The following is a 13301-nucleotide window of genomic DNA, read 5'->3' as shown; positions in this document are numbered from 1 at the left end:
TGTTATTAATTCAATGTCAGTCACTATGCTAAAAATCGGTCAAATTAACACCTTAATCATTCATGAAGTTCTTGAAAATGGATACACTTGTGTCAGTGCATCACATGAAAACGACACCGAAGAGTTCATAACCTATGTGTATCTTGCTGCAAAAGGCAGTACTTTGAGTGTAGGTGATCAGATAGAGGCTTTTGTATTCATTGATAAACAACAACAATGTGTCGCAACGTTCAAACAGCCAAAAGCAATGAGTGGTGACACAATGCTCCTTCAAGCTACCGGCATGACGGATTTTGGTGCATTTTTTGACTGGGGTTTAGAACAAGACCTACTCGTACCTATTCAATATCTTCAAAGTCCGGTGATCATTGGTATGCCCTACTATGTGCATGTCTTTTATGAAAATGATTCACAACGAGTACTTGGGGCAACCAAATTACATCGCTTTTTTAGCGAGACTGATGCTTACGGCCAACTTAAACAGGGTGAGACAGTAACATGTCAAGTGTGGCATATTACCGATCTTGGCTATAAAGTCAGGATCAATGATGCGCTTTTAGGCGTATTATTTAATGATCAGGCTTTAGCTAAGCATGCAGTGGGTGACGAATTTAATGCGTGGGTAAAAGCGATCCGTCCCGATGGTAAAATAGATATTACCCAACTACAAGATAACCCCAAAAGTCGCATGTCTTTACAAGAACAAATCATCGCAGATTTACAAGCACATGATGGATTATCAACACTGACGGATAAAAGCTCTCCGGAGGATATCGCATATAAATTTAACGTATCCAAAGGCGCTTATAAAAAAGCCATTGGCACACTATTTAAACAAAAACGTATATCATTAACTAAAGACGCGATTAAATTACTTTAACGGTCCGTCTTATTTACAAGAAAATATAACACAGAGGAAAAATATCAATGTCAGATAATATGCAAGCAACGGTATCTTGGACTGGAGATTTAGGCTTTGACTGTACCATGGGAACTGGGGAATCATTACACTTAGATGGTAATAAACAAGCGTTGTCTCCCATGCAAGCAGTACTCATGGCAGTGGGTGCATGTTCATCAGTTGATGTGGTAGAAATTATGAAAAAATCTCGCCAAGATTTTACTGATTGCCGCTGTGAACTGACTGCAGAGCGTGCCACTGATGCGCCACGCGTATTTACTAAAATTCATGCTCACTATATTGTGACAGGCAATAATATTAATGAAAAACATCTCGCCAGAGCAGTACAACTATCAACAGAGAAATATTGTTCAGTAATGCTGATGTTAGACAAGACTGTTGATATAACCACAAGTTACGCAGCGGAAGCTTAGTGACCTGCCTATCGACATCAATATGTGTTGTTCAATGAGTTTTCTCGGAAAGTTTCGATAAAATTAAAGTCAGGTTTTAGCCATAATGAATGATTGTGTCGTAGATTAATAATAACAATACTATATAACTAGTATTATGTATCCGCGACACAATCAATACTGGCAGTTACTCTTTTGGCAAATGTTTAAATGTTTTCACTCCCATTGCTTCCAATTTATTTCCCATACTCACAATGGAGCCTCTCCCCGTAGATAGCTTCTTCATTGCATTTTCATAGGTATTTTGGGTCATATTGATCTGTTTCCCTATTTTCTCCATTTCTTGGACAAAACCTGCAAGCTTATCGTGAAGTTTTGTCGCTTGTTCGGCAATTTCTTGAGACATATTGATCCGTTTTTCAGTTTGCCAAATGTTGTTAATGGTTTTTAATGCAATCATTAAGTTACTTGGGCTCACCAACATAATATTTTGCTGTAGTGCATCATTGATTAAATTAGGGTCTTCATTTAATGCTGTTTGAAATGCAGCTTCTGATGCTAAAAACAACAATACATAATCAAGTGACTCAATCCCATACGCACGACTATAGTCTTTTTGAGATAACCCTTTCACGTGCTGTCTAATTGATTGTAAGTGAGCTTTACAATAAGACGCACGTGTTGAATCATCCGTTGCCTTAAACATCCTCTCATATGCGGTAAGTGATACTTTTGAATCAATTATCACCGCTTTATTGTTTGGTAAGTTGACGACGATATCTGGTTGTAATAATCGCCCTTGATCATCACGTATCGACACTTGACGAATAAACTCTTGGCCTTCCGTTAATCCACAGTTAGATAAAATAGATTCCAACACCACCTCACCCCAGTTTCCTTGTTGTTTATTATCACCTTTAAGCGCTTCAGTGAGAGCTAATGCTTGTACATTGATCGTTTCATTAAGCGTTTTAAGGCTGTGGATTTCTTGTTTCAATGCAGCGCGTTCTAAGCCCTCTTGACGAGACTGTTGAGATATCTGGTGTTTAAACTCATCTAGTTTGGCTTGCAGCGGTTGAACGACTTGGTGCATTGATTGTTGATTAACATGGGAAAACTGTTTGGTTTTTTGTTCAAAAATTTGATTGGCTAAGCGTTCAAATTTATCAGATAGTTGCTGCTCAGCTTGTTGCATGATGGCCATTTTTTCTTTAGAAGACTGCTGTAAAGATTGCAGTGAAGCACTTAATGCCCCGTTAGCGACTTTATATTCGGTATTAGCTTCTTGTAGTGACGTAAGTTGCGCATTCATCGTCTGCATATAATAATCCTGCTTTGCGCGTAAAACAGACTGCGTAAACCAATACGTTATTGCACTACTCACTATGATTGAGGATATCAGTACCCACCATAAATTAGTGATAATGATGTTGGTAAGCTGTTCTACAAATATCGTCATACATTGCACCTTTAAAAAACAAAAAACGCCGCAGAGGCGACGTTTTATAATATATCAAAGCACTGTATGTAAATACAGTTTATTTATCAGCTATTGAACTAATGCTTATTCGCCTTTCAGCGCCGCATCTAAATCAGCAATTTTGGCTTTCCAAATAGCCGGACCTGTTTCATGCGCATTACTACCGGTAGAGTCTACCGCAACGGTTACAGGCATATCTTCGACTTCAAATTCATAAATCGCTTCCATACCTAAATCTTCAAATGCCACAACACGTGATTTTTTAATTGCTTTGGATACCAAGTAAGCTGCACCGCCTACCGCCATTAGATAAACTGATTTATGTTTTGCAATACTTGCAACTGTTGCTGGACCACGCTCCGCTTTACCAATCATGCCTAACAAACCAGTTTGTTCAAGCATCATATCGGTAAACTTATCCATACGCGTTGCTGTTGTAGGGCCGGCAGGGCCTACTACTTCATCACCTACGGCATCGACTGGGCCAACATAATAAATGAAACGATCAGTCAAATCGACACCATCTGGCAAACCTTCGCCATTTTGTAGCATGGTTTGGATACGCTTATGTGCCGCATCACGTCCTGTTAACATTTTACCTGATAACAAGACCGTCTCGCCGACTTTCCAATCTAAAATAGATGCTTTGGTAAGTTCATCCATATTCACACGACGAGTGTTTTCGCTCACTTCCCAAGTCACTTCAGGCCAATCTTCTAATTTTGGCGCTTTTAAATCTGCCGGGCCTGAACCGTCTAAATAAAAATGGGCATGACGTGTCGCTGCACAATTTGGGATCATGACCACCGGCTTTGAGGCAGCATGCGTCGGTAACGATTTAATTTTTATATCGACCACAGTGGTTAACCCACCTAGACCTTGCGCACCAATACCTAAATCATTGACCTTTTTAAAGATATCAACACGTAGTTTTTCTTCGGTAGTTTCAGGACCCCGCGCAATTAGCTCTTGAATGTCAACAGGATCCATCAGAGATTCTTTAGCTAATACACCCGCTTTTTCAGCAGTACCACCAATACCTATGCCAAGCATACCTGGAGGACACCAGCCCGCTCCCATAGTGGGTAAGGTTTTAACTACCCATTCAGCAATATCGTCGGAAGGATTGAGCATAACCATTTTTGATTTATTTTCACTACCGCCACCTTTTGCGGCGATCATAACTTCGATTTTATCACCCGCCACCATATCGATATGCACCACTGCAGGGGTATTATCTTTGGTATTTACACGAGCACCTGCAGGATCGGCAACAATCGATGCACGTAAAGGGTTATCAACGTTATTATAAGCTCTACGAGTCCCTTCATCGACCATTTCTTGAACGGTTAAATCATGCTTATCGAATTGTACTTGCATCCCAATTTTCACAAAACATGTCACAATACCAGTGTCTTGACAAAGTGGACGCTTTCCTTCGGCTGACATACGTGAATTGATTAAAATTTGTGCCATTGCATCTTTTGCCGCTTGGCTTTCCTCCCGCTCATAAGCTGCTTCTACTGCCTTAACATAATCCAAAGGGTGGTAATAAGAAATGAACTGCAATGCATCTTCGATGCTATCGATAAAATCTTGTTGGCGAATGACTGTCATGCCGACTCCATAAATTAAGTGATCCTAAGTACATGATCATCAGTTAATATTTAGCATATAATAGTACCTTGTGTTGCAACACAACAAAAGTCTTAACCTTACAACTTTGGTGTCAAATACGTGCTAACAATAAAAACATTATCTGAGTTTGCCCATATCCCTTCGCAAATTTTATTTAGCTATCTTGCTTCGGAGCCACAAAGTATTTTACTCGATAGTACAAATAATACTGGAGATGATGCCCGCTTTGACATTTTACTTAGCCACCCTGTCGCCACCTATTCGATGCAATATACTCAAGGGCACTTATCGGTAAATGATAAATTCGATGCACAAATAAGTGCAGAGACACACACTGACATCACTCAGCAAACCGATCCATTTGTCGCGTTATCACTCTTGCATACGGCTATTTTTGATGGTTCAGACGCGCCCACACTCACATTAACGAGCGAACAACAGCAACTGGCCAACCAATTACCATTTTTGGTAGGGGCTGCAGGATATGCTGGGTATGACGCAGGACGGGTATTAGAAACATTACCTTCTATTAATCCTGATGAATATCAGACACCGGATTTTCAATACAGTATCTACTTACATAGTATAATCTATGATAAACAACAATCTACGTATTATCTGGTCAGTGACGAGCGTGCCACCGTCTTTGTTGATGCCACCATGAAAGCATTAGCAAATATTACTGTGGAGATGACACCTTTTAAACACACATTATCACATTTACCCTCTTTTGCATTGTCTAGACCGTGGCAAGCTAACATGGATAAAGCTAAATACATTCAACAACTCTCAAAGATACAAGAGTACATAATTGCTGGAGACTGTTATCAAACAAATTTTGCTCAACGTTTTACCACGCAGTATCGCGGGCATGAATATGATGCCTACTTACAATTAAGAGAAAATAATAATGCCCCGTTTTCGGCCTTTATTAATACATCTCATGGTGCGATTTTATCTATATCTCCCGAACGTTTTATCCAAGTTCATAATGATTGTGTCGAGACGAAACCGATTAAAGGTACTATGCCACGCTATGCTGATCCTAAGATGGACCAAGCTTCCGCCGAGCAGCTGTTGCAAAGTGAAAAAAACCAAGCCGAAAATTTGATGATTGTGGATTTATTACGAAACGATTTATCTAAACATTGTGCACCTCACTCCGTTAAAGTGCCAAAGTTATTTGCCCTCGAATCGTACCCCGCTGTTCATCATATGGTGTCTACAGTCACAGGCAAATTAGCACAAGAAAGTTCTATTTTTGAGTTGTTGTCGGGCGCATTTCCAGGCGGGTCTATCACAGGTGCTCCCAAAGTACGAGCGATGGAAATCATTGAAGAACTAGAACCACACCGACGTAATATCTATTGCGGTGCGATTGGTTACATCGGGATCCGCCATGATGTAGATTCCAATATTTGTATTCGCACATTATTATGCGAACAAGGACAGATCTTTTGCTGGGCCGGCGGCGGGATCGTGCTAGACTCAGAAGCAGAGCAAGAATATGATGAGACGCTTGCTAAAGTGTCAAAAATATTACCTATACTTAAACAGGAACACGATTGGACAAAACCACATTTTTAAAAGCCTTTCATCACTGTCGCCTCATCCCTAATGAACAAGATTTTCCGGCGTCAGCATCTGCATTTGAGACCAAACGAAATGCTGCGGTGTTAGTCGTATTAGTCGAAAGAGAACATGGTTTAAACGTGGTGCTTACTCGCCGCGCCGCCCATTTAAAACATCATGCCGGTCAAATATCATTCCCAGGTGGTAAACATGAAAATACAGATATTGATTTACAATATACGGCATTACGTGAAACTCAAGAAGAAATTGGATTAAACCTTACTTCATCTAATATCGTCGGCGCAATAGGAAATTACAGCACTATATCTGGATTTAGTGTCACACCATACATCGCCATAACCGACGATATTCCTCCGTTACAAATAGATAAGAATGAAGTTGAATATGCGTTTGAAGTCCCTTTGGCGCATTGTTTAGCACCACAGAATTTATTATCTCATCCAGTTACACGCTTAGAGCAGACCTATCAGGTCTATTTTATACCTTGGGAAAACACCTATATATGGGGAGCAACTGCAGGTATTTTAAAGAACCTATCCAACCATATTTTAGGTAATGGTTAACATAAAGTATCTTTAGATAAAGTCATCAATACTCTGCGCGAAACGGGTAAAGATATGAAAAGTAAATAAAAGGAAACCGCTCATGGCGGTTTGGCTGTCAATATTGTCGAATGCTAAAAGCAATTAACGTTTATATGTCCCGTTATTTAACTGGTAACGTTAAGTCTTTAAACATTTTCTCTACATCTTCATTAGTTTTTAACATCATAGCCTTCTCTACTACTTGTTTAGTCAAGTGCGGAGCGAAGCGTTCGATGAATTCATACATATAACTACGTAAGAAATTACCTTTACGGAAACCTATTTTAGTCGTGGAATAATCAAACAAGTGACTTGCATCAATTTTAACTAAATCACTATCAAGTTCATGATCCACAGCCATTGAAGCAATAACACCTATGCCTACACCTAATCGTACATAAGTTTTAATGACATCCGCATCGGTAGCAGTAAAAACAATTTTTGGAGATAAACCGGCTTTACCGAAGGCTTGATCAAGTTCACTTCGCCCTGTAAAACCAAATACATAAGTCACTAAAGGATACTTGGCAATATCCTCTATCGATAACGTAGATATTTGTGCCAATGGATGATCTTTCTTGACGATAACACTTCGGTTCCAGTGATAACATGGCAACATGACTAGGTCATTATATAAATGCAATGACTCCGTTGCGATGGCAAAATCAGCTTCACCTTTAGCGGCTAAATCACTTATTTGTGACGGTGTTCCTTGGTGCATATGCAAAGAGACTTCCGAATATTTATCCATAAAGCCTTTGATTACATCAGGTAAAGCGTAGCGTGCTTGTGTATGTGTCGTCGCAATATTTAATTTACCTTGATCGGGTAAATTATGTTCTCGAGCAACGGCTTTAATACTTTCAACTTTGGCCATGATTTCACGTGAAATTTCGATCACTTCTTTACCGGCATCACTCACATGGGTCAAATGCTTACCACTGCGTCCAAAAATTTGAATACCCAGTTCATCTTCAAGCATTCTTACTTGTTTACTGATCCCAGGTTGGGAAGTAAAAAGACTCTCAGCTGTAGCCGAAACATTGAGGTTGTTATTGACGACTTCTACAATATATTTTAACTGTTGTAATTTCATGGATTCATGGATTCATGGAGTTATAAACTTATAATCAAAATCTATAACGAACCTGACTAAATTGCTAGTGCTTTCTGCTCTAACATTTAATAAATTTAAAAAATAAACATAAATAATCAATCATTATACAGTTTGTATTATTACTTTAATTTTCGACCATTTCTAAAAACGCCTGAGTAGTCACTGACAGTTGCTGATAAGGATTAGTGATAATCCCTACTTTTCGTTGTAATTTAGATTCATTTAAAGCGATACAGACTAATCCTAATTCTTCCATACGTTGTGAAGATAACTGCGGCACGATTGCAATACCAATTTGCCGTTTCACCAATTGTCCTAGCGTACCAATCTGTGATGCCTCTGCAATGATGTGCTGTGTTATTTCCTGCTCTTCATATACGCTATCGATAAACACACGTAAATTACTATTTCTATTCATCACCACCATATCAAAAGTGGCAATATCATGTAGAGTCAATGTCCGGTGTTTAGGTTGATTCAATGGATGACTAGCATGCATAACAACCACAAATTGGTCGGTAAATAGTGGTGTGAAAGTGATGTCTAAGTTATGTTTAGGTTCAAATGTAAATCCACATTCCACTTTCCCCTCTTGCACTAAATCAATGACCTTTTCTACGACTACATCTTCAATTTTAATCGAGATATTAGGGTATAAAATATGAAATTGATATAGATATTCCGGTAAATACCGTTCAGCAAATGATGGCATCGCCGCCACACTTAAGGTACCAGTTTGCTTAGCAAAAACCGCTTGGATTTGTGCCATTGCATCTTGATATTCAGTATGTAATCGCTGTGCAATGGGTAAGAAAGCTTCCCCCTCTTTAGTTAGTGCGACGGTTCGGGTAGTGCGAGTAAATAATTCTCCCCCCAGAATATCTTCACATTTTTTTATAGCTGATGATAGCGCCGGCTGTGTCACATGCATCTTTATAGCAGCTTCTGCAAAATTATGTGATTGAGCCATCATAAGAAATGCTTGTAATTGTTTAAATGAAAGTGACATTCGATACACCCACCATTAATAAATAATATTTATTAATATTCAATATAAATTAATTTTACAAATTATTAAACTTTTTTATACTAAACTAGTTAACAACATCTTATCCAACACATGGAGCACGAAATGGCAGGTTTTGACAAAGTAGTAACGAGTTATGCCGAAGCAATGGCAGGTTTAGAAGATGATATGACAGTCATTGCAGGTGGTTTTGGCTTATGTGGTATTCCAGAAGGCCTCATCGCACAAATTAAAACCATGCAAACTAAAGGGTTAACAATTGTTTCTAATAATTGTGGTGTCGATAGTTTTGGACTAGGGATCTTATTAGAAAACAAACAAGTCAAAAAAATGGTGTCTTCATACGTTGGTGAGAATGCTTTATTTGAACAACAATTACTTAATGGTGAGTTAGAAGTTGAGCTGACTCCTCAAGGTACATTAGCTGAAAAAATGCGTGCGGGTGGTGCAGGAATACCCGCATTTTACACCGCGACTGGCTATGGCACTCCGGTTGGCGAAGGTAAAGAATCACGCGAATTTAATGGTAGACCTTATATATTAGAAGAATCCATCACCGGTGATTTTGCGATTGTTAAAGCGTACAAAGCCGACCGCTATGGTAACTGTATCTATCGTCATACCGCTCAAAATTTCAATCCAATGGCCGCAACAGCCGGTAAAATTACGGTATTAGAAGTGGAAGAAATTGTCGAACCCGGTGAACTTGAACCCAGTCAAATCCATACCCCAGGTATTTATATTGATCGCGTCATTCAAGGGTGTTTTGAAAAACGTATTGAACGTAAAGTATTGGCTAAATAAGGAGTATTCCATGGCATTATCAAGAGACCAAATCGCAATGCGTGTGGCACAAGAATTCCAAGACGGTGATTATGTAAATCTAGGAATTGGGATCCCGACACTTGCCGCTAATTTTGTTCCAGACAATATTGAAGTGATGTTGCAATCTGAAAATGGGTTACTTGGCATGGGCCCCAACCCAACAGAAGAACAGCTTGATGCAGATATGATTAATGCAGGAAAAGAGACCGTCACTGCGGCTACTGGTGCCAGTATCTTTAATTCCGCTGAAAGTTTTGCCATGATCCGTGGAGGGCATGTCGATTTTACGGTATTAGGTGCCTTTGAAGTAGATGTATCAGGTAATATCGCATCATGGATGATCCCAAATAAACTTATTAAAGGTATGGGTGGGGCTATGGACTTAGTGGCAGGCGCGAAGAACATTATAGTGACTATGACTCATGCGGATAAACATGGTAATTCGAAGCTTCTACAAACCTGTACCTTACCTCTAACTGGTGTCAACTGTATTACTCGAATTATTACTGACTTAGCCGTGTTAGAAGTAAAACAAGGCGCATTTCATTTAACTGAGCGCGCACCAGGGGTCAGTGTTGACGAGATTAAAAGTAAAACAGCAGGTGAACTAGTAGTACCTAATGAAGTTCCTGAAATGGTATTTGCTTAACTCTATGTATCATTGATGATAATTTAGAGTGAAATATGTAAACGGGTATCTACCCGTTTTTTATTTTATACATAGACCTCAGGATTGAATGCTTTTCTTCATGTCCTTTGAGTCCAAAACCTACAAGAAACACACTAGCATCAATATAAACAATCTCCACATCTTCAATCTATCATTTAAATTTGTCATTGTTATAATTGCCAACTAATCAACATATATAAAAATAGTACAGGTTCTCTGTATTTGTTATAATTGTTATCTACTTAGCGCTGGCGCTACATTAATTGCAACAAGGCATGCTTTTGACATTTTCAGACCTCAATCTTGATCACCGTATTGTTACTACGCTGACTAATAAACATTTTACTGAACCGACACCCGTTCAAGCGAATACTATTCCTTACGCGATGATTGGTAGAGATATCTTATGTTGTAGTAAAACGGGCTCAGGCAAAACATTTGCATTTGTATTACCGATAATACACCGATTGATGAATCAAAAATCCTTTGCCAAACGTGATGCTAGAGCTTTAATACTTGCACCCACCCGAGAGTTAGCCAAACAGGTCTATCTTGAGGTTCGAGCATTAGTGTCTGCCCTGCCTCTTAAAGCCCAACTCGTGGTAGGCGGCGAGAACTTTAATGATCAGGTCAAAGCATTACGCCATAATCCACAAATTATTGTAGGGACTGCAGGTCGAGTTGCTGATCATTTATCTGGAAGAACCGTTTTTTTGAATGGTTTAGAAATACTCGTATATGATGAAGCTGACCGTATGCTTGATTTAGGGTTCGCTAAACAGTTATTAGAGATTAATCAAGCTGCAGATCATCGTAAACGTCAAACAATGCTGTTTTCTGCCACATTGGATAGCCCATCATTAACTCATCTAACTGATACATTGCTAAAACAGCCAGAAAAAATCATGTTAGATAGTAGTTTCACTATTCATAGTGATATTACTCAACAATGGTATTTTGCCGATCATATCGAACATAAACATGCGTTGTTAGCGGCTATATTGAATGAAGTAGAACATAATCAGGCAATTGTGTTTTGTGCCACGCGTGAAGATACCGTGAGATTAAAAGACTTACTCAATGAAGCCAATTTAGATGCGATTGCATTAAGTGGAGACTTACTGCAAAACCAACGTGCTCATGTGATGTCGAGTTTTATTTCAGGTCAACACTCGGTTTTGGTCACCACCGACGTTGCTTCACGTGGGTTAGATATGAAAAAAGTCTCTTTAGTAGTGAATTTTGATTTACCCAAATTAGCTGAAGAATATGTTCATAGAATTGGTCGAACTGGCCGTGCTGGAGCCAAAGGGCTGGCTATTGCACTGGTAGGTCCAAGAGATTGGACCGCGTTTACACACATACAACGCAACGTAGGCAGTGATATTACGATTCAGTCATATCCACAACTACCTGCTAAATTTACTGGTTACAAACTGCAAAACACCACGTCAAACAATACATCAGCGCCTAAAAAGAAGGTGAAAAAATCGATAACTAAAGTGTCTAAAAAACGTATCGATACAACGCAAGGCGTCGAAATGGGTCATGTCATGATCAAACGTAAACCCAGAAACGATATTATTTTAAATGATGATACAACAGAAGATGGTGAAGATTAATACTCCCACCATCCTTCTTGCCACCATTTTACAAACTCATCAAAATCGATTGAACCGTCATGGTTGTCATCAATCAAGTTAAAGCCCTCTTCCACAGCTGAAACTTTTGTTTTAGGGCTTAATACTGTTAATAACTCAATAAATTCTGGCAACTCAATTAAGCCATTACCATCTTTATCAAAGAAATTAAATTCCGCTCGAATATCTGCTAATTGTTGTTCAGTCAACTTTATATCTTCCATAATAAAACTAAAACTTATGAATAATGAATGTAGGGCTATCATACCTGATTAATTTCAAGCGACAACTATCCAAAAGTCTAAATATTTGACTTACCCATCGCCGCTCTTCGAGCTCGACGCTCAGCCCCTTTTTCTTGTCGACGCTTTTTCATTGCGTTATGTGCATCACTGCCGACATGTGATTCATTGCGAGCTTGAGCTAACTGAACCTGTTTTTCACGTTCACGAAAACGCTCAATTTGTTCTTCAGTGTGAGTGCCTGCACATTTAGGACAAGATACACCTGCCTCAAACTCAGGCGCCGCTTTATCTTCAGCGGTAATCGGTAGACGACAAGCATAGCACTGATCATAAATACTTTTTTCTAGATCATGGTTAACCGCAACGCGATTATCAAAGACAAAACAATCGCCTTCCCACAGACTATCTTCTTTAGGTACATCTTCAAGATATTGTAAAATGCCGCCTTCAAGGTGATAGACTTCATCGAAGCCCTGTTCTTTTAAATAAGCGGTAGATTTTTCACATCGGATCCCTCCCGTACAAAACATCGCCACTTTTTTGTTTTTTTCAGGGTCTAAATTTTCTTTTACATATTGTGGGAACTGTCTGAACGTGTCCGTTTTAGGATCAATAGCATGTTTAAACGTCCCAATTTCAATTTCATAATCATTTCGAGTATCAATCACTGTCACATCAGGATCAGCAATTAACGCATTCCAATCAGATGGCTTAACATAGGTTCCTACCGTTTTTAATGGGTCAATACCTTCTACACCCATCGTCACAATCTCTTTTTTGAGTTTGACTTTGGTGCGATAAAACGGCGGTTCATCATGTAATGATTCTTTTGTGGAAACCGGATTCAAACGACTATCTTCATTTAAATAGGCTAACAAGTTATCAATACCTTCTCGTGGCCCAGATATAGTGCCATTAATCCCTTCTTGGGCGAGTAGTAAAGTACCTTTGATATGGTTATTGAGCATCACGTCAAGCAGTGGTTGACGCATTTCTTGATAATTTTCGAGCGTGACAAATTTGTACAACGCACAAACGATGGTTTGGGACATATTATTGTTTCCTTGCGAAATGGATCGTAAATCCAGGGCAAAATTGAAAGTTAATTATACGTAAAATAGTGCAGGAATGCGAATAAAACCTTACATTTTGTAAGGTTCTTTAACAT

13 protein-coding genes are annotated in these 13301 nt (G+C 39.1%); 7 read left to right on the top strand and 6 right to left on the bottom strand.

Translation table 11 applies throughout. The annotated features are described in order from the left end of the window. Nucleotides 1-25: 25 nt before the first annotated feature. Together G2999_RS08285 and G2999_RS08280 are read left to right on the top strand one after the other, a co-directional pair. Nucleotides 26-880 carry a S1-like domain-containing RNA-binding protein gene (locus G2999_RS08285; RefSeq protein ID WP_029257471.1) on the top strand — a complete coding sequence of 285 codons (855 nt, stop codon included), beginning with the start codon at nucleotides 26-28 and terminating at the stop codon, nucleotides 878-880. 59 nt (nucleotides 881-939) lie between these two features. Next, a complete protein-coding gene (locus tag G2999_RS08280; protein WP_029257470.1) occupies nucleotides 940-1335 on the top strand; it encodes an OsmC family protein in 396 nt (131 codons plus the stop codon). 166 nt (nucleotides 1336-1501) lie between these two features. On the opposite strand, the gene G2999_RS08275 is transcribed toward G2999_RS08280, so the two are convergent. After that, nucleotides 1502-2773, bottom strand: coding sequence for a DNA recombination protein RmuC (locus G2999_RS08275; protein ID WP_010180605.1), 1272 nt, complete (start codon nucleotides 2771-2773; stop codon nucleotides 1502-1504). A 105-nt stretch (nucleotides 2774-2878) separates the two neighbouring features. Then, nucleotides 2879-4411 (bottom strand): fumarate hydratase, encoded by a 1533-nt coding sequence (locus tag G2999_RS08270; protein WP_010180603.1) that lies wholly within the window; start codon nucleotides 4409-4411, stop codon nucleotides 2879-2881. A gap of 120 nt (nucleotides 4412-4531) precedes the next feature. Between G2999_RS08270 and pabB the strand changes: the two genes are divergently transcribed. Beyond that, a complete protein-coding gene (pabB, locus tag G2999_RS08265) occupies nucleotides 4532-6019 on the top strand; it encodes an aminodeoxychorismate synthase component I (RefSeq protein WP_010180601.1) in 1488 nt (495 codons plus the stop codon). After that, nucleotides 5998-6588: a CoA pyrophosphatase gene (locus G2999_RS08260; RefSeq protein ID WP_010180599.1), complete on the top strand. Its 591-nt coding sequence runs from the start codon at nucleotides 5998-6000 to the stop codon at nucleotides 6586-6588. Before pabB ends, G2999_RS08260 begins: the two co-directional genes overlap by 22 nt. Nucleotides 6589-6730: 142 nt before the next feature. Here G2999_RS08260 and cysB read toward each other — a convergent pair whose 3' ends face one another. Beyond that, on the bottom strand, nucleotides 6731-7705 hold the full coding sequence (cysB, locus tag G2999_RS08255; RefSeq protein WP_010180597.1) for an HTH-type transcriptional regulator CysB: 975 nt from the start codon (nucleotides 7703-7705) through the stop codon (nucleotides 6731-6733). 145 nt (nucleotides 7706-7850) lie between these two features. Next, complete coding sequence (locus tag G2999_RS08250) at nucleotides 7851-8735, bottom strand: LysR family transcriptional regulator (protein WP_010180595.1); 885 nt, start codon at nucleotides 8733-8735, stop codon at nucleotides 7851-7853. Nucleotides 8736-8858: 123 nt separating this feature from the next. Here G2999_RS08250 and G2999_RS08245 point away from each other — a divergent pair, with 123 nt between their 5' ends. The 3 genes from G2999_RS08245 (at nucleotide 8859) to G2999_RS08235 (ending at nucleotide 11870) form a co-directional block, all read left to right on the top strand. Then, nucleotides 8859-9557 (top strand): CoA transferase subunit A, encoded by a 699-nt coding sequence (locus G2999_RS08245; RefSeq protein ID WP_010180594.1) that lies wholly within the window; start codon nucleotides 8859-8861, stop codon nucleotides 9555-9557. A 10-nt stretch (nucleotides 9558-9567) separates the two neighbouring features. After that, nucleotides 9568-10227, top strand: a complete 660-nt coding sequence (locus tag G2999_RS08240) for a CoA transferase subunit B (protein ID WP_010180592.1) — start codon at nucleotides 9568-9570, stop codon at nucleotides 10225-10227. Between the two features lie 302 nt (nucleotides 10228-10529). Further along, on the top strand, nucleotides 10530-11870 hold the full coding sequence (locus tag G2999_RS08235) for a DEAD/DEAH box helicase (RefSeq protein ID WP_029257468.1): 1341 nt from the start codon (nucleotides 10530-10532) through the stop codon (nucleotides 11868-11870). On the opposite strand, the gene G2999_RS08230 is transcribed toward G2999_RS08235, so the two are convergent. Both G2999_RS08230 and G2999_RS08225 read right to left on the bottom strand, forming a co-directional pair. Further along, on the bottom strand, nucleotides 11867-12112 hold the full coding sequence (locus tag G2999_RS08230; protein WP_010180587.1) for an EF-hand domain-containing protein: 246 nt from the start codon (nucleotides 12110-12112) through the stop codon (nucleotides 11867-11869). The two genes, G2999_RS08235 and G2999_RS08230, sit on opposite strands and share 4 nt — an antisense overlap. Nucleotides 12113-12189: 77 nt before the next feature. Continuing rightward, on the bottom strand, nucleotides 12190-13185 hold the full coding sequence (locus G2999_RS08225; RefSeq protein WP_010180584.1) for a rhodanese-related sulfurtransferase: 996 nt from the start codon (nucleotides 13183-13185) through the stop codon (nucleotides 12190-12192). Between the last annotated feature and the right edge of the window lie 116 nt (nucleotides 13186-13301).

This window comes from Glaciecola sp. HTCC2999, from assembly GCF_000155775.1.
GTDB lineage: Bacteria > Pseudomonadota > Gammaproteobacteria > Enterobacterales > Alteromonadaceae > Opacimonas.
The sequence above is the reverse complement of the archived record's forward strand: the minus strand, read 5'-3'. Positions and strand labels throughout refer to the sequence as shown.